Annotated in this window: 11 protein-coding genes; 4 read left to right on the top strand and 7 right to left on the bottom strand. The window is 61.8% G+C overall.

Going from position 1 to position 23316, the window contains the following annotated elements; genetic code table 11:
* Window positions 1–216: 216 nt before the first annotated feature.
* A complete protein-coding gene (locus tag ACF8MC_RS02785; RefSeq protein WP_164104993.1) occupies window positions 217–2523 on the top strand; it encodes an FdhF/YdeP family oxidoreductase in 2307 nt (768 codons plus the stop codon).
* A gap of 15 nt (window positions 2524–2538) precedes the next feature.
* Here ACF8MC_RS02785 and ACF8MC_RS02780 read toward each other — a convergent pair whose 3' ends face one another.
* Window positions 2539–3393: a LysR family transcriptional regulator gene (locus tag ACF8MC_RS02780; protein ID WP_033648464.1), complete on the bottom strand. Its 855-nt coding sequence runs from the start codon at window positions 3391–3393 to the stop codon at window positions 2539–2541.
* Window positions 3394–3492: 99 nt separating this feature from the next.
* Here ACF8MC_RS02780 and gloA point away from each other — a divergent pair, with 99 nt between their 5' ends.
* Window positions 3493–4020, top strand: coding sequence for a lactoylglutathione lyase (gloA, locus tag ACF8MC_RS02775; RefSeq protein WP_004930603.1), 528 nt, complete (start codon window positions 3493–3495; stop codon window positions 4018–4020).
* Between the two features lie 187 nt (window positions 4021–4207).
* Entirely contained in the window at window positions 4208–6142 is a 1935-nt protein-coding gene (locus tag ACF8MC_RS02770; protein WP_048321642.1) for an exoribonuclease II, read from the top strand.
* 75 nt (window positions 6143–6217) lie between these two features.
* Here the strand turns inward: ACF8MC_RS02770 and ACF8MC_RS02765 are convergent, their stop codons facing one another.
* The gene (locus ACF8MC_RS02765) at window positions 6218–7528 is read right to left on the bottom strand and encodes an MFS transporter (protein WP_039565906.1); all 1311 of its coding nucleotides are present in this window, start codon (window positions 7526–7528) and stop codon (window positions 6218–6220) included.
* A 30-nt stretch (window positions 7529–7558) separates the two neighbouring features.
* A complete protein-coding gene (locus tag ACF8MC_RS02760) occupies window positions 7559–8722 on the bottom strand; it encodes a M20 aminoacylase family protein (RefSeq protein ID WP_126192071.1) in 1164 nt (387 codons plus the stop codon).
* Window positions 8723–9107: 385 nt separating this feature from the next.
* On the opposite strand from ACF8MC_RS02760, the gene ACF8MC_RS02755 reads away from it, so the two are divergent.
* Window positions 9108–11174, top strand: coding sequence for a carbon starvation CstA family protein (locus ACF8MC_RS02755; RefSeq protein WP_033653036.1), 2067 nt, complete (start codon window positions 9108–9110; stop codon window positions 11172–11174).
* 62 nt (window positions 11175–11236) lie between these two features.
* Here ACF8MC_RS02755 and ACF8MC_RS02750 read toward each other — a convergent pair whose 3' ends face one another.
* The 4 genes from ACF8MC_RS02750 to ACF8MC_RS02735 all read right to left on the bottom strand — a co-directional run bounded on the left by ACF8MC_RS02750 (window position 11237) and on the right by ACF8MC_RS02735 (window position 23298).
* The gene (locus ACF8MC_RS02750; RefSeq protein ID WP_164104994.1) at window positions 11237–11452 is read right to left on the bottom strand and encodes a hypothetical protein; all 216 of its coding nucleotides are present in this window, start codon (window positions 11450–11452) and stop codon (window positions 11237–11239) included.
* Between the two features lie 80 nt (window positions 11453–11532).
* Window positions 11533–11958: a hypothetical protein gene (locus ACF8MC_RS02745; protein WP_060438595.1), complete on the bottom strand. Its 426-nt coding sequence runs from the start codon at window positions 11956–11958 to the stop codon at window positions 11533–11535.
* A 40-nt stretch (window positions 11959–11998) separates the two neighbouring features.
* Window positions 11999–12364: a hypothetical protein gene (locus tag ACF8MC_RS02740; protein ID WP_125460730.1), complete on the bottom strand. Its 366-nt coding sequence runs from the start codon at window positions 12362–12364 to the stop codon at window positions 11999–12001.
* Window positions 12361–23298, bottom strand: a complete 10938-nt coding sequence (locus ACF8MC_RS02735; RefSeq protein WP_314235208.1) for a hemagglutinin repeat-containing protein — start codon at window positions 23296–23298, stop codon at window positions 12361–12363. The genes ACF8MC_RS02740 and ACF8MC_RS02735 overlap by 4 nt, the downstream gene beginning before the upstream one ends.
* Window positions 23299–23316 lie beyond the last annotated feature (18 nt).

The raw sequence follows: 23316 nt of genomic DNA, 5'->3' as shown, positions 1-23316 counted from the left end.
TTCACTTTCAGACGAAACCATTACTCTTTTGCAGCGGGTGTCTTTATGCAACCATTTGTTTACGTCATCGTCCGCCGGCGATAGATAAGCTCTATGCCGCCATTGCCCCATTCGATTAGACGCCACCCGGCAGCCCCCCTAAACTTGTGACATAAATACGCAAGACGCATAAAAAAGCGTTTACTTTTTAGCTACAACCACCTGCGAAGTGTCATCATGAAATTTAAACCGTCAATCAAGCCTTACACCGGCCCGGCAGGCGGCTGGGGTTCGCTTGAAGCCACCACCCGCTTTGTCCTCGACAGTAAACAAACGCTCAAAAACATGCGCAACCTGATGCGCGTCAACAAGGCTCGCGGCTTCGACTGCCCAGGCTGCGCCTGGGGCGACGACAACCACAGCACCTTCAGCTTCTGCGAAAACGGCGCCAAAGCGGTCAGTTGGGAAGCGACGCGCAGCGCCGTCGAGCCAGAGTTCTTCGCCGCCCACAGCGTCAGCACCCTGCAGCAGCAAAGCGACTATTTCCTCGAGTATCAGGGGCGCCTCACCCATCCGATGCGCTACAACGCCGAAACCGACCACTATGAGCCTATCCATTGGCCGGACGCGCTGGCGCTGATCGCCAAGCACATCAACGGCATGGACAACCCGAACCAGATCGAGCTGTATACTTCGGGCCGCGCCAGCAACGAAGCGTCGTACCTTTATCAGCTGTTCGGCCGCATGCTCGGCACCAGCAATTTCCCCGACTGTTCCAATATGTGCCACGAGGCGAGCGGCGTCGGGCTGAAACAGAGCATCGGGGTCGGCAAAGGCACCATCCGCATCGATGACTTCGAAAAGGCCGATGCCATCTTCGTGTTCGGTCAAAACCCCGGCACCAACCACCCGCGCATGCTGCACAGCCTGAAAAACGCCGCCCGACGCGGCGCGCGCATCGTCAGCTTCAACACCCTGCGCGAACGTGGGCTGGAAAGGTTCGCCGATCCGCAGGATCCGGTACAGATGCTGACGCCAAAATCCTCGCCGATCAGCTCTTCCTATTACCAACCGAATCTGGGCGGCGATATGGCGGCGGTGCGCGGCATGGTGAAAGCCCTGCTGGAAACTCACCGCCAGCGTCTGGCCGCCGGCGAGCCCGCCCTGTTCGACCTGGCGTTTATCGAACGGCACTGCGTCGGCGTAGAGGCTTACCTGGCGCAGGTAGACGCCACCGAGTGGCAGACCATTACCGCGCAGTCGGGCCTGAGCGAGGAGCAGCTGCGCCAGGCGGCGGCCACCTATCAGGGCGCCGAACGGGTGATCTGCACCTGGGCGATGGGCGTGACGCAGCATAAACACTCCATTGCGACGGTGCGCGAAATCACCAACCTGCAGCTGCTGTTCGGGCAACTGGGCAAACCGGGCGCCGGCCTGTGCCCGGTGCGCGGCCACAGCAACGTCCAGGGTAACCGCACCATGGGGATCGACGAGAAGTCGCCCAAAGCGCTGCTCGACAGCCTGGAGCGCCACTTTAACTTTACCGCCAACCGCGCGCTGGGCCACAACACGGTGGAAGCGATCGAAGCGATGCTGCGCGGCGAAGTGAAAGTGCTGATCGCGCTGGGCGGCAACCTGGCCGCCGCGGCGCCGGACACCGAGCGCACCGCCCGCGCCCTGCGCAACTGCGATTTGACGGTGCATATCAGCACCAAGCTTAACCGCAGCCACCTGGTGACCGGCAAAGACGCGCTGATCCTGCCGACGCTCGGCCGCACCGAACTGGACATGCAGGCCAGCGGCTCGCAGTACATTACGGTCGAGGATTCGTTCAGCATGGTGCACGCCTCGGAAGGCATCGGCAAACCGCTGGCGGAGACCCAACGTTCGGAGACGGCGATCGTCTGCGGCATCGCCGACGCGGTGCTGGGCACCCAGCAGTTGGACTGGCTGGAACTGGCCGACGACTACTCGCTGATCCGCGATCATATCGCCGCCACCATTCCCGGCTTCGAAGATTTCAACCGGCGCTGCGACCAGCCCGGCGGTTTCTACCTGGGCAATGCCGCCGCCGAACTGCGCTTCGCCACGCCAAGCGGCAAGGCAGAATTCAGCGCCGCCGCGCTGCCTACCACCCTGTTCCCGCAGCTGGGCGGCGAGCAAGCGCCGTTTACCCTGCAGACGCTGCGCTCGCACGATCAGTACAACACCACCATCTATGGCCTGGATGACCGTTATCGCGGCGTTTACGGCCAACGCGAAGTGTTGTTCATCCATCCGGAGGATCTGGCGGCGCTGGGCCTGCAGGATGGCGAACGGGTAGAGATTGAAACCCTGTGGAACGATGGCGTGGTGCGTAAAGTCGACGGGTTCAAGCTGGTGAGTTACGACATTCCGCGTGGCAACCTGGCGGCCTACTACCCGGAAACCAACCCGCTGGTGCCGCTGGCCAGCTTCGGCGACGGCACCGGCACGCCGACTTCGAAGTCGATTCCGGTGGTGGTCCGCCGCAGCGAACAGCAACCTTCGCGGCGCATCGCCTGAAAACGCGCGCCCGGTTCACCCCGGGCGCGCCAATATCGCCAGGATGGTCTGCAACTCGTCGGACAGCTGATGCCGTCGCCAGACGAAATACAGGTCGCTCACCCCCTCCTCACCCATTTCCACCACCTTCAGCCCCGGCGCCGGCAAGATCAGCGGCAGCAACGAACCGGGTACGCAGGCGACGCCACAACCGGCCTGCACGCAGGCCGCCATCGCGGCATAAGACTCCATTTCCAGCGTCATGCGCGGTTTCAGCCCGCGCGAGGCCAGCCAGTGATCGACCTTCAGGCGAAACGAACATTCGCGGCTGAAGGTGTAAAACTCCAACGGCGCCAGCGTGGCGGCGTCGGGTTCCCCGGCATCGGCCGGCATCAGCAATACCAGCCGTTCGTCGAATGCCTTTTGGCTGGCCAGCAGAGGGTGTTCAATCGGGCCGTCGGTGATCGCCAGATCGAGATCGCTGTCGATCAACATGCGTTCCAGCACCAGCGAGTCGCGGCTCAGCACGTTGATGTGCAGATGAGGCTGTAAACGGCGCAGCCGGGCAATACGCGCCGGCAAATGGCTGACCAGCGAGAAATCCAGCGCCCCGAGGTTCAGCAGCCCATGTTGGTGCTCGCCGGCGAACAGCTGCTTGCTGCGCTCCGCCTGCGCCACAATGTCGCGCGCCTGCTGGTAGAACAGCCGCCCTTTGGGATTGACGTACAGCCGGTTCTTGTCGCGGAAAAACAGCTCGCCGCCCAGCGACTCCTCCAGCTCGCGCAGCCGCAGCGTGACGTTGGAAGGCACGCAGTGCAGCTCGCGCGCGGCGGCGGCGATGGTTTTATGTTCCACCACGGTGCAGAAAAACTTCAGCTGGCTCAGCTTCATCTATCATTCACTTTTAGTTAGTGTTTTAGTTAAAAACAATCACTTTAGATTAGCATCGATTTCACCTACAGTCTGCCGACACCCTGAGGAGGATCTCTGATGCCACTGAATGACCTACTGACGCTGCCCGGCGTGGCGGCCCAACCGGATGCGGTAACCGACGGTTACGTGTTCAACCACACCATGATCCGCGTGAAGGATCTGACCAAGGCGCTGGATTTCTACACCCGCGTGCTGGGCTTTACCCCGGTTTATCTGGAAACGTTCGAAGAAGCCGCCTTCACCATCTGCTACCTGACGCGCAGCCCGCGTGAACAGATCCCGCAGGACGACGACGAACGCAAGCGCTGGGCGCTGAGCCAGCCGGGCATTCTCGAGCTGACCCATAACCACGGCACCGAAAATCAGGCGGATTTCCACTATCACAACGGCAACGGCGAGCCGCGCGGCTTTGGCCACCTGTGCGTCACGGTGCCGGACGTGCGCGCCGCCTGCGAGCGGTTTGAGCGCCTCGGCGTCACCTTCCAGAAACGCCTGCATGAAGGCCGCATGAACTACGTGGCGTTCATTCGCGATCCGGACGATTACTGGATTGAAATCCTGCAGCCGACGCCGCTGCAAGACTGACGGTCACCCGCCCTCCACCCCGGCCCTCGCGCCGGGGTTTTTCATCGATAGCGTTTCGATTGACCAATCTTGCGCAAAATCGCGCGGCAACGCGGGGTTCAGTGACGTTAGGCTTGCTCGCAGCGGGTGATTCGCGTAAAACTGTCAGCCGCAAATCTTGCCACTCACAACCCATTCACTGGACGATATGTTTCAAGATAACCCGCTGCTGGCGCAGCTTAAACAGCAACTTCACTCTCAAACCCCGCGCGTTGAAGGCGTCGTGAAAGGGACTGAGAAAGGCTTTGGCTTTCTTGAAGTAGACGGTCAAAAAAGTTACTTCATTCCGCCGCCGTACATGAAGAAAGTCATGCACGGGGATCGCATTATCGCCACCCTGCACACCGAGAAAGAGCGCGAAATCGCCGAGCCGGAAACCCTGGTCGAGCCGTTCCTGTCGCGCTTTGTCGGCCGCGTGCAAAAGCGCGACGACCGTCTGTCCATCGTGCCCGATCATCCGTTGCTGAAAGAGGCGATTCCGTGCCGCCCGGTGCGTGAATTGACCCACAACTTCCAGGCCGGCGACTGGGCGGTGGCGGAAATGCGCCGTCATCCGCTGAAAGGCGATCGCGGCTTCAACGCCGATCTGACCCAGTTTATCACCAACGGTGAAGACCATTTCGCCCCGTGGTGGGTGACGCTGGCGCGTCACAACCTGGAAAAAGAGGCGCCGGAGATGCTGGCTCTCAGCGAGCCGGCCGCCGCGTCGGCGCGTGAAGATCTGACCGCGCTCGAATTCGTCACCATCGACAGCGCCAGCACCGAAGACATGGACGATGCGCTGTACGTGACCGACAACGGCGACGGTTCGCTGCAGTTGACCATCGCCATCGCCGATCCGACCGCCTACGTCGAACAAGGCAGCAAGCTGGACGATATCGCCCGCGTGCGCGCATTCACCAACTACCTGCCTGGCTTCAACATCCCGATGTTGCCGCGCGATCTGTCGGACAACCTGTGCTCGCTGCGCCCTAACGAGCGCCGCCAGGTGCTGGCTTGCCGCGTGACCATCGCCGCCGACGGCGCGCTGGGCGAAGATATTCAGTTCTTCGCCGCCGAGATCGAATCCAAAGCCAAGCTGGTATACGACGAAGTGTCCGACTGGCTGGAAGGCATTGCCGGCTGGCAGCCGCCGAGCGACGCCATCGCACAGCAGGTAGCCCTGCTGAAACGCGTTTGCGACGCGCGCAACGCCTGGCGCCACCAGCATGCGCTGGTGTTTAAAGATCGCCCGGACTACCGCTTCGTGCTGGGTGAAAAAGGCGACGTGCTGGAGATCGTTACCGAGCAGCGCCGCAGCGCTAACCGCATCGTTGAAGAGTGCATGATCGCCGCCAACGTCTGCGCCGCCATCGTGCTGCGCGATCGCCTGGGCTTCGGCGTGTACAACGTGCACACCGGTTTCGATCCTGCGCTGGTCGAGCAAGCGGTCACCGTATTGCAGGCCAACGGCGTGGAAGCCGAAGCCGACAAGCTGCTGACCCTCGACGGTTTCTGCGAACTGCGCCGCCACCTGGACGCGCAGCCGACCCAGTTCCTCGACAGCCGCATCCGCCGCTTCCAGACCTTCGCGGAGATCAGCACCACGCCGGGGCCACACTTCGGTCTGGGGCTGGAGGCTTACGCCACCTGGACATCGCCGATCCGTAAGTACGGCGATATGGTCAACCATCGCCTGCTGAAGGCGATCATCAACCAGCAGCCGGCGGAAAAACCGCAGGATGACGTGACGGTACAGCTGGCGGAGCGCCGCCGCCTCAACCGCATGGCGGAGCGCGACGTCGGCGACTGGTTGTACGCTCGCTTCCTGCAGGACAAGGCCGGTACCGATACCCGCTTCAACGCCGAGATCATCGACGTGACCCGCGGCGGCCTGCGCGTGCGCCTGCTGGACAACGGCGCGGTTGCCTTCATTCCGGCACCGTTTATTCACGCGGTGCGCGACGAGATGCAGTGCAGCCAGGAAACCGGCACCGTGCAGATCAAGGGTGAAGTGGTTTACCGCCAGAGCGACACCTTGCAGGTCACCATCGCCGAAGTGCGCATGGAAACCCGCAGCGTGATCGCCCGCCCTGCGGCCTGAACGCCAACCTGAAACGGTAGCAGCGCCAAACGCCGACGGTGAAAACCGCCGGCGTTTTTTTTCGCCTCATTCCGGCTAGCGCAGCGGCTCGCCGCCGGTTTCGCGCAGCAGCGGCAGTACCGCCAGCGAAGCCAGCGTCGCCAGCATCAAATAGACGGCGGGCGCCAGCAGCGAGCCGCTCAGCGCGATCGACTGCGAGGCGATGTACTGGGCAAAACCGCCGAAGATCGCCACCCCGAGGCTGTAGACCAACGCAAACCCCAAAGCGCGAATGCGCTGCGGGAACAGCTCCGAAATCATCAACATGGTCGGCACCGAACCGAGCGTGGTCAACCCGACCAGCAGCGCGACAATCAGCAACAGCACCGCCGGATGCGGCACCGCGCTCAGCCACCAAAACGCCGGCAGGGCCACGATCAGAATCGCGATCCGCGACCAACGGATCAGCGGCAGGCGGCCGTAACGATCGCACCAGTGCCCGACCAGCAGGCTGCCGCCGAAGGTGACAAGCCCCGCCAGCAGCATCGCGGCATAGCCGTAGGCCTGCGCCATCCCCAAGTATTTCACCGCGTAGGTGCCGAGATAATACATCGAGATGTAAGTGGCGACGGTGGCGCCGATGGTCAGCATCACGCCGAGCACCACCGCCCGCGAGTGCTTGCGCAACTGCGCGGGTGGCTCGTGCGCCCGCGGCACCGACGGCCGATCGCTCTCCAGCCCGAGACGCAGCCAGCAACCGAGCGGCGCCAGCGCCACGCCGATAAAGAAAGGAATACGCCATCCCCACTCGGCCATGGCGTTCGGCTCGCCGGAAAGCACCGGCAAGGCCGCGCTGAGCGCCAGCGCGGTGACGCCGCCAACCACGGTGGCGATGCCCTGCGTCGCCAACGACCAGCTGGAATAGAAGCCGCGCCGGTTGGGCGGCGCGGACTCCACCAGCAACGACATCGACGCCCCTACCTCGCCGCCCGCCGCCACGCCCTGGATCAGGCGCGCCGCTACCAAGGTGACGGTTCCCCAGTAGCCGGCGCTGGCGTAGGTCGGCGCAAAGCCGATCATCGCCGTGCCCAGGCTCATCAAGGAAATCGTCAGGATCATCGCCGGTTTGCGGCCGCAGCGATCGGCATAGGCGCCAATCAGAATGCCGCCCAGCGGCCGCATGAAGAAGCTGACGCCAAACGTCGCGAACGCCAACAGCAATGCCAAATGCGGATCGCTGGACGGTGGAAAGAACAATACGCTGATGTAAATAACGAAGAAGTTATAAATACCGAAGTCGAAAAACTCCAGCGCATTACCGAAAGAGGCGGCGAATATGACCTTTTTGCCGCTGGCGTTCGGAGCCGATATTATTGCCGTTTGAGTTTCAGCCGTATTTTCACTCATCATTATCTTCCCTGTTATTATTTTTCGCGTTTATTTTAAATACGCTTCCGCCAACGCTGCCCAATAATGGCTGCCGGCCGCCAGACAGCCGTCGTTAAAGTCATATCCCGGGTTATGCACCATGCAGCTGCCTTCGCCATCGCCGTTTCCGATGATCAGGTAACAGCCCTGCGGGTGCGCATCGAGCATGAAGGCGAAATCTTCGCTGCCCATCAGCGGCCGGGCGCCATAGTGCGCGCGGGCGGCGCCGAACTGCTGTTCCGCCACGCGGTGGGCGAAACGGGTCATCCCTTCGTCGTTGATCAGCACCGGCGTGCCGTTAACATGTTCCACCACCGCGTGAGCGCCGAAGCTTGCCGCCTGCGCCTCGATCAGCGCCGGAATGCGCGCCAGCAAGGTTGCGCGCGCCTGGCGATCCAGCGAGCGCACGCTGAGCTTCATCTCCGCGCTGTCCGGGATCACATTGGCCGCCTCACCGGCCTTGATGCTGCCGACGGTGATCACCGCCGCTTCCAGCGGATCGATATTGCGCGAGACGATGCTCTGCAGGGAAACGGTGATATGCGAGGCCACCAGCACCGGATCGATCGTCAGCTGCGGGATGGCGCCGTGGCCGCCACGCCCCTGCACCCGCACGTTGAACTGATCCATCGAGGCCATAAACGGGCCGTGCTGGAAAAAGAACTCACCGAGCGGCATGCCCGGCATGTTGTGCATGGCGAAGATGGCGTCGCAGGGGAAACGCTCGAACAGCCCCTGTTCCACCATGCGCGCGCCGCCGTTCAGCATCTCTTCCGCCGGTTGGAAAATCAGGTGCAGCGTGCCGTTGAAGTTGCGCGTATGCGCCAGGTAACGGGCGGCGCCGAGCAGCATGGTGGTATGGCCGTCATGGCCGCAGGCGTGCATGCGGTTGGCCACGCTGCTGCTCCAGGGTTTGCCGGTGTTCTCCTCGATCGGCAAGGCATCCATATCGGCGCGCAGCCCGAGGCTTTTCACGCCGTCGCCCGCCCGCAGCGTGCCCACCACGCCGGTGCCCGCCAATCCGCGGTGCACCTCATAACCCCACGAACTCAAATAATCCGCGACCAGATCGCTGGTACGAAACTCTTCGAAACCCAATTCGGGGTGCTGATGAATATCGTGCCGAATAGCCGTGAGCTGCGGTAAATACCCTTCGATGATTTTATTTATCATAATTACATTCCTTTCGTGATTTTATTATTTATTTGGTGAATGAATAAACCTGGGGGTGAAAATAAAGGTATAACACGGCATGAATAATTTTATTTCGGCTCGCCTCGACAGATAAAATAATAATCCGCCAGACGCCGTATCCAGATAAAAAACGACAATGATTCGCTGTACGCGCCGCGAAAATGCAGAATGAATAACTGCCCGGGATTCTGTGGGCGGCAGCCTGCGCCAACGCTGTTTCATCACTTTGTTTTTACACTAAAACCCCACCTGCTTCACATTTCTCATCCGACCTGCCGCGGTTCAGCGGCAAAACTTCTACTGTTAAAACGTCATTCCAAATAACAACGTCGATTTTTACCTCTGTACGCCAAGGAGTTGTTTCATGAAAAACATCAGGTCCGGACTTATCTGGCTGCTGGTGGCGTTGGTCGGCGCCTTCGCCTTCGCCATGCTGGCGCTCAGCCGCGGCGAACACGTCAACGCCGTCTGGCTGGTGGTCGCCGCCGTCGCCTGCTACAGCATCGCCTACCGCTTCTACAGCCGGTTCATTGCCGACAAGGTCTTTGAACTGGACGATCGCCGTCTGACCCCGGCCGAACGCCGCAACGACGGCCTGGACTATGTGCCCACCAACAAATGGGTGCTGTTCGGCCACCACTTCGCCGCCATCGCCGGCGCCGGGCCGCTGGTGGGGCCGATTCTGGCCGCGCAGATGGGCTTCCTGCCGGGGACCATCTGGATCCTGGTCGGCGTCATGCTGGCCGGCGCGGTGCAGGATTTCCTGGTGCTGTTCATTTCCACGCGCCGCGACGGGCGTTCGCTGGGGGAAATGGCCAAGCAAGAGTTGGGCGCCTTCGCCGGGGTGATCACCATGCTCGGCGCGCTGGGGGTGATGATCATCATCCTGTCGGCGCTGGCGCTGGTGGTGGTAAAAGCGCTGGCCGACAGCCCGTGGGGGCTGTTCACCATCGCCGCCACCATCCCGATCGCGCTGTTCATGGGCATCTACATGCGTTTTATCCGGCCGGGCAAAATCGCTGAAATTTCAGTAATCGGCTTCGTGCTGATGCTGCTGGCGATCATTTACGGCGGCAACGTGGCGCAAGATCCCTACTGGGGGCCGTTCTTCACGCTGCACGGCACCACCCTGACCTGGGTGCTGGTGATCTACGGCTTCGTCGCTTCGGTGCTGCCGGTGTGGCTGCTGCTGGCGCCGCGCGACTACCTTTCCACCTTTATGAAAATCGGCGTCATCATCGGCCTGGCCATCGGCATCGTCTTCGCCATGCCGGAGATGAAAATGCCGGCGGTTTCGCGCTTCATCGACGGCAGCGGCCCGGTGTTCGCCGGCGCCCTGTTCCCGTTCCTGTTCATCACCATCGCCTGCGGCGCCATTTCCGGCTTCCACGCGCTGGTCTCCAGCGGCACTACGCCCAAGTTGGTGGAGCGCGAAAGCCACATCCGCTTTATCGGTTACGGCGCCATGTTGATGGAGTCTTTCGTCGCCATCATGGCGCTGATCTGCGCCTCGGTGCTGGATCCGGGGGTTTACTTCGCCATGAACTCACCGGCGGCGCTAATCGGCACCACGGTGGAAAATGCTTCGCAGGTCATCAACAGCTGGGGCTTTATCGTCACGCCGGAAACGCTGGCGCTGATCGCCAAAGAGGTGGGTGAGAACTCCATCCTGTCGCGCGCCGGCGGTGCCCCGACCTTCGCCGTGGGCATGGCACACATCATCAGCGAGGTGTTCAACAGCCGGGCGATGATGGCCTTCTGGTACCACTTCGCCATTCTGTTCGAAGCGCTGTTCATTCTGACCGCCGTAGACGCCGGCACCCGCGCCTGCCGCTTTATGGTGCAGGATCTGGTGGGCGTGGCGGTACCGCAGCTGGCCAACAACCGTTCGTGGTTCGGCAACCTGGCGGGCACCACGGTGGCGGTGGCCGGCTGGGGCTTCTTCGTGTATCAGGGCGTGGTCGATCCGCTGGGCGGCATCAATACCCTGTGGCCGCTGTTCGGCATCGGCAACCAGATGCTGGCGTCAATGGCGCTGATCCTCGGCACCGTGGTGCTGTTCAAGATGAAAAAACAGCGTTACGCCTGGGTCACCATTCTGCCGACCGCCTGGCTGTTCGTCACCTCCATGACCGCCGGCTGGCAGAAGATCTTCCATGAGAAACCGAGCATCGGCTTCCTGGCGCAGGCGAAGAAATTTTCCACCGGCATCGAGCAAGGCACGATCATTGCGCCGGCCAAATCGCTGAAAGACATGGAAACCATCGTATTCAGCAACCAAATCAACGCCGCGCTGTGCGGGTTCTTTATGCTGGTGGCGGTGACCATGCTGATCGCCGCCTTCTTCGCGATCCGCCGGGCGTTGCGCTCCGAACAGCCGACGACGCATGAGGTCAGCGCCGCGCTGCGGGAGGAGACCGGCCGCGGCTGAGTCTCGCCGTTAGGAGAAACGGCCGGCCTCTTGAGCAGTGCGCTGCTTAAGGGGTTGGGCCGTTAACGGACGACAGTTTGTCTGAAGATGTCGCCCCTAGGAATATTGTCTTCACCGACCCGCTTCTTGATTTCCGTCGCCAGGTACGGCGAGGCGCCGCTTGCCAGGTTATTGCCCGCCAGCGCCGTCAGCGCCCCCGTCACCGCCTGCGCCGCCTTCTGCAGGTCGCTGCCGGTGCCGTATTGCCGCATCGCGTTGTCGTATGCCCGCTGCATCACCGCCGCATCGTTCGTCGGTTTGCCGCTCTTCTCAAGTTGTTCCCTGGCCTGCGCCAGCGCCGCCGGGTCTTTCTGCGCCTTCAGCCCGGCGATATCTCCCTGCGTGCGGGAATGACATCCATCGCCTGGCCGCCAATCTCCCCAATCAACTGCGCCTGTTTGAGCCGGTTCTGCTCCTTCTCCTTGTTGAATATCGTGCTGATGCTGCCGTCGTTGGCATGCTCGGTATCCCAGTTCAGCTGCGCCACATCCTGCTGCTGTTTGCCGGTGTCGCGGACTATCAGCGTACCTTCGCTAACCCCGGCCTTCGTCGTGCCCTCGGCGTGCCCGCTGTGGTTGGCGCCCGACAGCATGCCGCCGGCCATGTTGGTCAGCAGATCCTTGACCACCGGCCCGCCGGTGCTAAAGCTGCCGCCGCTGTGCGTTGCGCTGTAGTCCGCCTGGTTGTGGATGTCCGTCCAGCCCAGCGTGCCGGTATCGAGGCGGCTCTGTCCTTTGCCTACCATGCTTGAAACAAAGATCCCGGCCAAATTGCTGGAAACTTTGCTACTTGATAGGGCAATTATAATGCGCAGGTATTTGATAATGCTCTGGTATATCAGGCCAATCTGAAGATCTCAATAAAGAATCCGCATCCTCTTTAAATGCATCAAAAAAACTTGATAAATTCATTGAGTACACTCTGATATATACTAGTGCCGCTTGTATTGCGACCTTATCATCATCCAAGCTCGCCTTTACCAAAAACTCTTTTGCATTTCCAAGCAATTCAAGTTGACGATGGAATGAAGCACATTGTTGAGCTTTATAATCAACCAAAAGATCACTCTCATTTATTGGTTTTTTTGGCATTATCTTCGATAACTGAAGATAAATGTCTTTTAACTCATCAAAATTAATTTCTTTAATCATTTAGGTAATTTCCGTCCTTCAGTAGCAGCACTTTTTGTTTTATCTACATTAACTGAGCCATCCAGATTTAAAACAACTCTAAAGTTACCTTTGCTATCAAAAACTTCAAGATGATTTTTATGGCTAGCATCCAGATAAAATTGATCTCCCTTACGGATCTCATCACTGATGTTACTAGAAGCTTTATAAACTGTTTGTCCTTGATAAATTTTGCTAGTTTTCTGTGAACTATCTTTTGCCAAGACACCAAAACCAGCCTGCTTAAAGAACTCCCCCATATTTCCGACAGAGCCAGCATTAGGAACATATGGAACTTTCTTACCTGGAAGGATGATTCCAGCAATCAACCCTCCTGTTGCTTCCAGCGCTGCCTGATTCCCTTCAGATGCCTGAACTAACGTGTCTTTCACCGCTGACCAGGTTTCACTTTGCATCAGGGCAGTAACGGTATCCGCCACTGCCTGATTCTTCCCGGCCAGGTCGCTCATCGCCTTGCTGCAGTAGCTGTCGCCCGCAGCACATGAAGCCAGTGCCATTGCAGCATCAGCGGCGTAGTCCGCCGAGCCTAGTGCAGCATCACCTGTATCAGCAAGGCCATTGATAATGGCGTTCGCGATAGCAGAAGTGGTGCCTTTACCCAGCTTTTCCCTAACCTGATTTTTCAGAGACTCGGCGGCCTGTTTAACAGACTCCCGCGCCTTATCTCCTGACAACGAGTTATTCTCTACCGCATTCTTCCCTGCCTGCCCGCCGGTCACCGCTCCCGCAGTATCCCCCGTCGCCAGCCCGCCTGCAAGCCCTGCGGCCAGCTGGCTCAGCGCGCTCACCTGCTGTTTCTCGCTTTCGCTCAGCTGCTGCGCCGTCTTGCCCGGGAACAGCTGCCCGGCAATGTAGCGCGCCGCCAGTTCACCGCCCCCCGCGCCCAGTCCCCCTGCCGCGGCCGACTGGTTATTCAACTGCGCCGTCACCGCGCCCAGCACTGCATGCGCCATTGTGTTGGCAGCAACGTCGACTTCACCGGTCAGCGGATTGGTGGTCAGTTTCTTGATTTCCGTCGCCAGATACGGCGAGGCACCGCTCGCCAGTGCGCCCGCCAGGTTATTGCCCGCCAGTGCCGTCAGCGCCCCCGTTACCGCCTGCGCCGCCTTCTGCAGGTCGCTGCCGGTGCCGTATTGCCGCATCGCGTTGTCGTACGCCCGCTGCATCACCTCCGCATCGTTCGTCGGTTTACCGCTCTTCTCAAGCTGCTCCCTGGCCTGCGCCAGCGCCGCCGGGTCTTTCTGCGCCTTCAGCCCGGCGATATCCCCCTGCGTGCGGATGACGTCCATCGCCTGGCCGCCAATCTCGACGATAAGCTGCGCCTGTTTGAGCCGGTTTTGCTCCTTCTCCTTGTTGAATATCGGGCTGATGCTGCCGGCGTTGGCATGCTCGGTATCCCGGTTCAGCTGCGCCACATCCTGCTGCTGTTTGCCGGTGTCGCGAACTATCAGCGTACCTTCGCTAACCCCGGCCTTTGTCGTGCCCTCGGCGTGCCCGCTGTGGTTGGCGCCCGACAGCATGCCGCCGGCCATGTTGGTCAGCAGATCCTTGCCCACCGGCCCGCCGGTGCTGAATGACCCGCCGCTGTGCGTCGCGCTGTAGTCCGCCTGGTTGTGGATGTCCGTCCAGCCCAGCGTGCCGGTATCGAGGCGGTTTTTCTCCTTGTCAGCTTGGCTTGCAATCACAGCGCCGTCGAGCTGGGTATGTTCTTTGACCTTGACGTCATACCCGCCTTTGCCGGCAAACAGCCCGGTCTGCTCTTTTACCGAGTCGAAGTTGCTGTGCAGTTTGTCCTTACTGGCGCTAAAATTCGCCGAGCCGCTGCCGGCGCCGATCGGCACGCTGATCCCGCCGCTCATCTGGGTCTGCCTGGCGTCATAGCGGTCGCTGTCCTGCTGGCTTTCCAGCGCCAGGTTACGGCCCACGTCGACGGTGACCTTTTCTCCGCTGGCCTGCGCGCCGGTAAGCCGGGTGTCGCGGCCGCTGGTCACCTTGAGATTACTGCCGGCATCCAGGGTGGTTTCGGCATGCGTCAGGCCGTTGCCGTTCTCATGCCCCTTGCCGGCATTGACGCCGGCCGAGACGCTGATGCCATAACCGCCAGAGCCTGCGCCGATGCCGACACCGACGTTGCCGCCTTTGCTGCTGTTTTTGCCAACGGTGCTTTCGCGGTTCTGCGCCGACTGCAGGGTAATGTCCCGCGCCGCATCGAGCGACAGATCTTTGCCCGCTTTCAGCTGGCTGCCGGTGACGACGATATCGCCACTTTGCGCGTTGTGGTTCTTGCCGCTCGCCGTTATCGACAGGTTTTGCCCGGCGGTGAGCGTGCTGCCCTGCGACTGGTGGCTGTCGGTGCGGGTTTCGCTTTTCGACGACTGACTGCCGTAGGAGGCGCTGATGCCCACTGTGTTGGTGGCACCCTGCGCCGCACCTTCGTCCCCCGGCTGTAAACCGGCGGCGGCGTTTTTCGCCTCCGCCGAGGCGGTCAGCGCATTATCCCGCTCCCAGGCCTGTGCAGCCTGCACGCCGGACAGCGCCGCCTTGGTGTTTTGCAGCGCGTTCAGGCGCCCATCGCCTTCTTTTCGCGCCTGCTGCGCCGAGCTGACGGCGGTGTTGAGCGCGCCGCCCACGGTGCCCGACAATGCCACGCTTAGGCCGCTCTGCTTCTGCTCGTAGGTCTCTTTACGCGTGCGCGCATCAACGCCGGGATCGATAGTCACGCTGTCGCCGGTAAGAGCCAGATCCTTGGCCGCTACCAGATCGGCGCCGCCGATGTGCAGTTGGTTGCCCGCCGTGACGTTGACGCTGCCCTGGCTGCTGCCGACGGTGCTGACGCTTTGGCTTTGGGTCCGGCCTTTCTCGTCGATTTCGTGTTTGCTCGACTGTTTGCCAATGGTGAAGCCGATGCCGCCGCTGCTCAGCAGGCCGCTTTTTTTCTTCTCTTCCAGCCGGTAATGCGTGTCGGTCTCGGTGGCCGCGCCGATGTCGACGTTACGGCCTGCCTGCAGGTTCACGTCCTGGTCGGCGGCAATGGCCGAGCCGGTGACCGTCAGATCGTTGCCGGCGCTGACGCTGACGCTGTTGCCGCTGAGCAGGCTGCCTTTCTCGCGTGTGGTGGCGTCATGCGCCACGCTGTGGCTGCTGCTTTTTTTCAGGAAACCTTTTTTCTGTGACCGCTCTTCACTGAGGGCCGACTCGCGTTCGGTGGCGGTATTGAGGGTCACATCCTGCTTCGCCTGCAGGGCGATGGCGCCCTGGTCGCTGTGCAGGGTGCTTGCCGTGGCGATGATGCTGCCGTCCTGCGCTACCACCGTGACGCCGCCCTGCCCGCTGAGGGTGCTGCCCACCACGTTTTCCCGTAGGACTTCTTCGGCGCGCTCACCTCTGGTTTTCCGGCCGCGACTTTCCTCGTTGGAGACGCGATGCTCGCTGTCGGTGGTGTGGTTAAGGATCACATCGTTTTTCGCCTGCAGGGCGATGGCGCCCTGGTCGCTGTGCAGGGTGCTGCCGGTGACCGTGACGTCGCCTTCACGCCCGATCACGGTCACGCCCTCGCGCCCGTTGAAGGTGCTGCCGGTGCTGATTTCGCGCCCGGTTTGTTCGATGCGATGGCTTTTGGTTTTGCCCTCGCGTTTGTTTTCGCTGTCCTGGTCCTGCGTGCGGGTGCGCGCGTCTTTAATGGTCACGTCCCGCGCGCTGACGCCAATACGCCCCTCTTTACTGTCAATCTGCGCGCCTTCGGCCAACAGGCGGTTGCCCGCCACCAGGGTGACGCCCTGGTCTCCGCCGAGTGCGCTTACTGTCAGGCGCTCTTCCTGGCGGTCGTTACTGACTGATGAAGTACGGCTGTTGGCGTCCAGGTGCGTGGTATTGGTGGTGCTTTCGGCCCTGATGTTGATATCGCCGCCGGCCTGCACGCGGGTGCTGCCGGCGACGCTGGCCTGGCTGCCCGTGAACGTGACGTCTCGCCCGGCATCGAGCGAGAGGTTGCCGCCAGCGTTAAGCTGACTCCCCAGAGCCTGCTGCCATTCGCCGCTGACGTGCGCCATCCGGGAGCCTGCCGCTTCCGTGCCGCCGCGGGTGCGGTTACCCATTGAACCGGAGATAACCTCAAGATCGGCGGTATGGCTGCTTTTCGCGGCGGTGATGGTCAGATCGTTACGCGCGCTCAGGCTGAGCGTATCGGTCGCATCCAGTTTCGCTCCGGTGAGCGTGATATCGGTGCCGCGCAGGCGAATGTCGCCGGCGCTCATGGTCGCCTGGCGCAGCGCGTCCTGCAGGTTAGTGCTCATGGCCAGACTGTCTGCCTGCACGTCAATGCTGCCTGCCCTGACGTCGCCGCCCTGATGCAGGAACTGCCCGGCGTCAACCGTCAGGGCTTTTTCGGCAAACAGGTTGCCAGCATTGGTGATGCTGTTTGCCGAGAGTTGCAGGTCACCGCCGCCAATTAGCGCGCCATCGCCGGTCAGGCGCAGCGTAGTCTGTGCCAGATACACCTTCGGCACCCACACCGTTTGCGGGCCGCCTTCCGTTTGCACCGTCTCGCTCACCAGCCAGACGATATCCTGTTGCAGCGCCGCAATCTGCTCCGGCGTCAACGCCACGCCCGGCACCAGATGGAAGTCCTGGGCGACTTTGCTGCCATTGTTCATCAGTTGCTGGTACTGCTCCATCGCATCCCAGCCCTTGACGGACGGTTTGCCGGTCAGCGCCAGCACCTGCTCGCGCACCAGACGCTGCTCGTAAAAACCGTCCCCCAGGCGCTTATGGGCCTGCGCGGGGTCATACCCTACGCGCTCGAGCATGTAGTCGCTGCTGATAAAGTTGTCGCGGCGGGTAAAGCGTTCATCGGTTACCACCAGGAACGGGCTGCCGATCGCCGTATGTTGACTAAACAAGCCGTTATTGGGGATGGCGGTGGCCACATTGCCCAGATGCTGTAACTGCGTCAGCGCCAGCTCAGACGGCAGCAGTGGGCGCCCCAGCGGCGAGGACGGCGTGGCGCCCGGTCTTGTCATTTGCTCGCCCGGCGCCAGCGTCGTATCGCCGTCAGGTCGGGCAGCGCCCTCTACCGTGAAGGCCAGCGGATTGCGCTCAAGCTCGGCGCGTTCGGCATCTACCGCCTTTAACGCCGCATCAAGTTGACTGATTTGCGCCTGATTGACCGTGGTGTTGGTGATGCGGGCTCCGTTGATGGTGACCGTGCCATTGCCGGTGATCACCCCGTCAACGGTCGCCAGCGCCGTGGTTTCGTCCCGGTTGAACGTGGGGTACCAGTGATGCGTGTCCTTGTCATAATGGTCAACGATAGCCGCCTGACGCCGCTCGTTAACCGAGTAACCGCGGTTGTCCACGCTGCCGCCGCCGTCCTGCTTCAGGTTGCCGTTGGCCGTAATGACGCTGGCGTCATTGAGCAACGTTCCCGTGATGCGCAGCACCATGTTGCCGCCGGCCAGAATACGCGCGCCGATCCCCTCACTCACCAGCTTATCGCGCGTCACCGTGCCGCTCTCGGTACGTTCGCGGAAGTTGTTGTAATCGGTGATGAACGGCGCGCTGTCGATATCGACATGCTTTTCGGGATCCCAGGTCATCACCTGCGTCCAGTCGTGCTCCCAATGGAAGCCGTTTTGATAAGGCGTCGGGATGGTCGCCAGCTGATTGCCCCCACGCGTTTCATAGAACGTCATCGCATAGCTGCCATCGGCATTCGGCTTGAGCGCCAGGTAGTTGACCCACAGGTCGGTCAATTGGCCCTTATTGTCCTTGACCCGTACCTGTGCGCGCTTGCCCGCCGCATCAATGGCCAGCAGTGTGCCGTAGCGGTTGGTTTGCGCCGCCGCGTCATCCTGATAGGTCAGCTGCTGGGTGGTCGGCGCCATGGTGATTTTATCGGGATTGACCTTTGAACCGTAGGAGCGCCAGTAGTAGTTGTAGCGGTGCCATTTGTAGTCGCTCTTCTCGGCGTTACGCTCAATCACCAGCCCTTCGCGCAGGTTGTTCAGGCGACGCGCTTCCACGGTGGCGTCACCGTCCGCTTCGATAAAGCTGGCCCGGTTTTCAATCAGGTCATCGCTGTGCAGGTGCAGACGGTCGGCGCTGTAAATCAGCGCGCCCTCCCGGTTGGTCAGCCGCTCACCGGCCTGCACCGTCAGGCTGTGGGTCGCCGCCATCACCGCAGGCGCACCGTGGTTGTCGATAATGCGCCCGTTCACGGTGATGTCGTCGCCCATCAGCGCCGCGGCGTTGTCCAGGGTATCGACGTTCAGCGTCATGCTGTCCGCCTCAAGACGCCCGGTGTTTTGCAAGGCTCCGGTCGTCAGCTGCAGCGTTTTGCCCACCAGCGCCGCCGGATTGGTGATGCTGGCAGCATGGAGCGCCAGCTTGCCGGGCAGCAACCAATCCGCCAGGTTGGTAAAGGCGCCGCTCAGAGAGAACGTCACCGTACCGTTACTGCTGATCGTTTCGCCGGCCTGATGGATGTAGTCCTGCTGCGCGGACAGCGTCAACGCCTGCAGCCCCAGCAGGGTACCGTTCTGATTATCCAAGGTACGCGCATGCAAGGTAAGTTGCCCGGCGCTCTCCACTCGCCCGCCCTGGTTGAGCAGCGCCAGCGGCGAGTCGGTCCGTGACCGGTCAGTATTGATATTGAGGTTGCCGTTGGCCAGGATCCGCCCCTGGCGGTTGTCCAGCTGCGTTACCCCCGAGAGGGTCATCTGGCCGCTACTCTGCAGGCGGCCTGCGGTATTGTCGATATCACGAGAGGTGATATCGGTGCGCGTGGTGCCCAGTATCAACCCGCCATCGCGATTGTTCAGGCGCTCGGCCTGCACATCCAGTTCCGCCTGGCTGCTGAGCGTGCCCTGACCGCTGTTATCGAGCGTCCCGGCCTTGAGCGCCAGCCCCTGGGTTGACACCAATTGCCCACCCCGGTTGTTGACCTGCGCCCCCTCAAGCGTGAGCGCGTCGCCGCTGTGCACCTTGCCATGCTGATTGTTAAGCCGGTCGAGTCGGTAGGTGCCCGCCCCCTGACTGATGAGCGTACCACCGGTATTATCCAGTTGCTTTGATGCCACCGTGATGCCGCCGCGGCTGCTGAGTACGCCGCGTGTATTATTGATACCGGCGGCCGACACCTCTTGCCCGCCATTGCTGCGCACTGCACCGCCGGTATTTTCCAGCAAACCAAGAATGCGCAGCGCCACGCGTTGCTGGCCGTCTATCGTCCCGCCGGCATTATTCAGCGCCTGCGCATCAAACGTCAGCGCATCGCCGCCCTGTATTTTCCCGCCGCGGTTGTCCAGCCCGCCGTTCAAATTGAGCCGCAGCTGCTTCTGGCTGTAGAGTTGCCCCGCCTGGACGTTATCAAGGCTGCGGGCGGCGATAGTCAGCGCCTGGCCCGCCAGCCATTCGCCGCCGGTGTTATTGATGGCGCCGGCGTGCTCGCCGTCAGCGGCCCCTTGTACGGTCAGTTGCCCCTGCGCCGAGACCTTACCGCTGCGGTTATCGATATCCTGTTTGATGCGCAGCGCCAGGTTTTGCGCCGATTGCATCACGCCCCGGGCGTTATCCAACCAGTCAGCCGTAAGCTGTGTTTCCTGCCGGCTCTGTACGCTGCCCTGCGTATTGTCAAAACCGCCGCTGATGGCCCGCCAGCTCCCCAGGCTGCCCATCCAGCCCTGCGTGTTGACGATATCCTGTGCCTGCAACACCTGAGACGATTGACTGAAAACTCGCCCCTGGCGGTTATCCAGTTTGCCGGTGAACTGCATGTCCAGGCTATCCAGCGCGTTGATGGCGCCCTGAGCATTGAGCAGACTGGCGGCGCGCACCTGCGTGCGGCCATTGCCGGTCAAGGTGCCGTTTTGGTTATCCCAGCCCCCCGCCAGATTCAGAGAAAGCGCCTGGCCGCCCAGCACCACCCCTGCGGCGCGGTTGGTCAACTGGCCTCCCTGCAGAGACAGATCGCCGCCGCTCTGCAGGGAGCCGCCGTCATTATCGAACAGGCTGGCTGCTCCGCCGTTAACGGCAAGGGCCTGCTGCGCGGTCAGTTTGCCGGAACGGTTGAGGATATTGCCTGTCGCATCCAGCGTCAGGCCTCCGCCGGACTGCAGCCGCCCGCCGGTATTGTCGAGCGACTGCGCGTTGGCGGTGACCTGCCGGCCACCTTGTGCGGTGCCGCCCTGATTGTCCCAATCGCCATCGGTGTTGACGGCGAGTGCGCTGCCGCCTTCAAGCCAGCCGGCGGCGTTGCTCAACCCTTGCTTCGCCGTCAGGTTCGCATCCTGCCTGGCGACCACCTTGCCCTGAGCGTTATCGAGGCGCTGCGCCGTTAGCGTGAGCGACTCGCCGCTGATTTCCCCCTCGCGGTTGCCAAGCACGCCCGACGCAGTGAGAGAGAGTCTCTGCCCGCCCAGCAGCTTGCCGGCCTCGTTGTGGATGTCTCGCGCTGACACCGTGGTTTGCCCATTCCCCTGCACCCTACCGTGATGATTGCTCAGCTCGCCCTCACTGCTCACCGTCAGCATCTCATCGGCGCCCAGCAGCCCCTGCGTGTTGTCCAGCCCCTGACGGGCATGCAGGTTAAGCCGTTGTCGGCCAATCACCTTGCCCTGCGTGTTGTCGAGACGGTCAGACTGCACCGTCAGCACCGTGGCACTGATTTCGCCGCCGCGGTTGGTGGCGTTGCCCGAGGTCTGCAGGGTTGATGCATGGCCTGAAAGCAGCTTACCGCCGTCGTTGTTGAGATTGCTCGCCGTTGCCGTCACGGCCGTTTCGCCTTGCGCCGTGCCGCCACGGTTGTCCCAGTCGCCGGCGTGCACATTCAGCGCCTTGCCGGCGCCAATCAGGCCGTGTTGGTTATCCAGGCGGCCGGCCGTCATTTCGAGATTTCCCTGGCCGATGACCTGCCCCTGCGCGTTATCCAGCCGTTGTACCGCCAGACGCACGTCATCGCCGCTCAGGGTGCCGGACTGGTTATTCAGATCGCTACCTGCCTCAAGCGTCAGGCCGTTCCCCGCCAGCAGATTGCCCCCGGCATTATTCACCGCGCCATCAACATGGAGCGTGAGCCCCGCCTGGGTTTTTATCGTGCCGCGCTGGTTATCGAGGCGGCCGGCGTCGAGGCGAAGCGCTCCGTTGCTGCCCATCGTGCCACCGCCATTGTCGAGCAGGCCACCCACTCGCCAGTGCTGCGCCGTTTCCCCCAACGCCACCAGGCGACCGCGCTGATTGACTAACTGACCGGCCGAAAGCCGGAGGCTCTGCGTCTCGATGGTGCCGTCACTGTTATCCAGCGCGCCTGCCAGGGTGAAACGGCTCTCACCGTCACCGGTCTGAGACCAGGTAGCCTGTTGGTTGAACAGGTTGTCAGCATCGACCGCCCAGCGCCCGGCCTTGACCTTGGCCTGCTGCGCATCCACATTTCCCTTCGTGCTCACGGCCAGCTCACCGCTGTCTACGGTGGACTGGCGCAAGGCCACGCCGCCCTCGCGGGCCGCCAGCGCGGTGCGGCCGGCCGCAACCTGCGCGCCGCTGATATCCACCCGGCGCCCGGACGCGTTGACGTTCTTTTTACCGAGCAGACTGCCACTGGCGCGGATATCGCCCTGGCTATCAAGCTGCAGATTGGCATCATGGACCAGCGCGCTTTCGACATTACTGCCCGCCAGCAGGTGGCCGCTGCTTTGGATGCCGCGCGCGGCGTTCAGGTGCACATTCCCGGCCGCCGCCAGCGTACCGGACTGCGTCAACATTCCCTCGCGACTCTCTATGGCCAGTTGCCCACCGCTGTACACTTTGCCGTGCGTCTCGATGTCGCCTTTTGCCGCCAATTGAATATCGCCGCCGGCCTGGGTGGCCGCATCCGGCGCATCAGAGCGCCAACTGAGCTTGCCTTCGCTGCTCACGGTGAGCGTTTTGCCCGCCCGGACCTGTCCGCCCTGGTTACGCACGCCGACGCCGGCTTCGGTGCCGATCATGCGGATACTGCCGCTGTACATGCCACCCATCTGCCCCATGTCGATGGCAAGCTCAGGCCTGGCACTGCCGTCGTCCGAAAGCGGCGCGGCGGTTTTGCCGTCCGCGCTCACGCGGTTACGACCGGCCACCACCGACACGCCTTCTTTAGCCCAGACGCCGGCGTTGACCTCCACCGCGCGCGCCAGAATGTCGACGTACTCGGTATCATGACGGGTATCGCCGTTGAGCCCACCGCCCTCGATGCGCACCACGCCGCGCTCGACCTGGTAGCCCGCCACGCTGCCATCGGCGTTCAGTTGCGGTTTGCCGGTGGTCAGCGTCATGCGCCCAGCGTTGATGGTGCCGCAGCCGTTGCAGACAATGCCGGCGGGGTTGGCCACAATCACCTGCGCCTTGCCGCCGGCCACTTCCATAAAACCGCGCAGCTGGCTGGGATTGTTGCTGTTGACTTCGTTGAGGATGACGCGAGCCGGCGCGGAATTGGGATTGAGATTAGGGTTACCCTGGATCATCCCGGCCATCTGGGTCGCGGTCATCACCGCCGAGTTGTTGAGGATGGCGCCTTTGGCGTCAACGTCAAACTGCTGATACTGATTATGTGAGACCCCAGCCTGGTTGGGGGCGGTGATGTTGACCTGCGGCAAGCCGTTCTGGGTAGTGATGACCTCCGGCCGCTGGGAAGGATTGGCACCGCCGTCCGCGACAATGCCGTCTGCCATGACGGGGCCGGCGAACATCAACAGCCCAAGCAGCCACACTGACCGACGCACGGTGACCCACAGACGACTTCCACCTGTTATTCCTGAACCGATGCGCTGCCCCGGCTCGCTGCTGCAGCTGCGGGCCAGTTCGGACACCACCCGCAACTCCCCGTGGGTGCGGCTGAAGATAAGGCGATAGCAATGTTTGTTCATAGGTCACATCCGTGAGAA

The organism is Serratia sp. LACPHL-BACT-2024-00286 (assembly GCF_043109535.1).
Taxonomy (GTDB): domain Bacteria; phylum Pseudomonadota; class Gammaproteobacteria; order Enterobacterales; family Enterobacteriaceae; genus Serratia; species Serratia sarumanii.
Note: the sequence above shows the minus strand (reverse complement) of the source record. Positions and strands in the feature narration are given on the sequence as shown.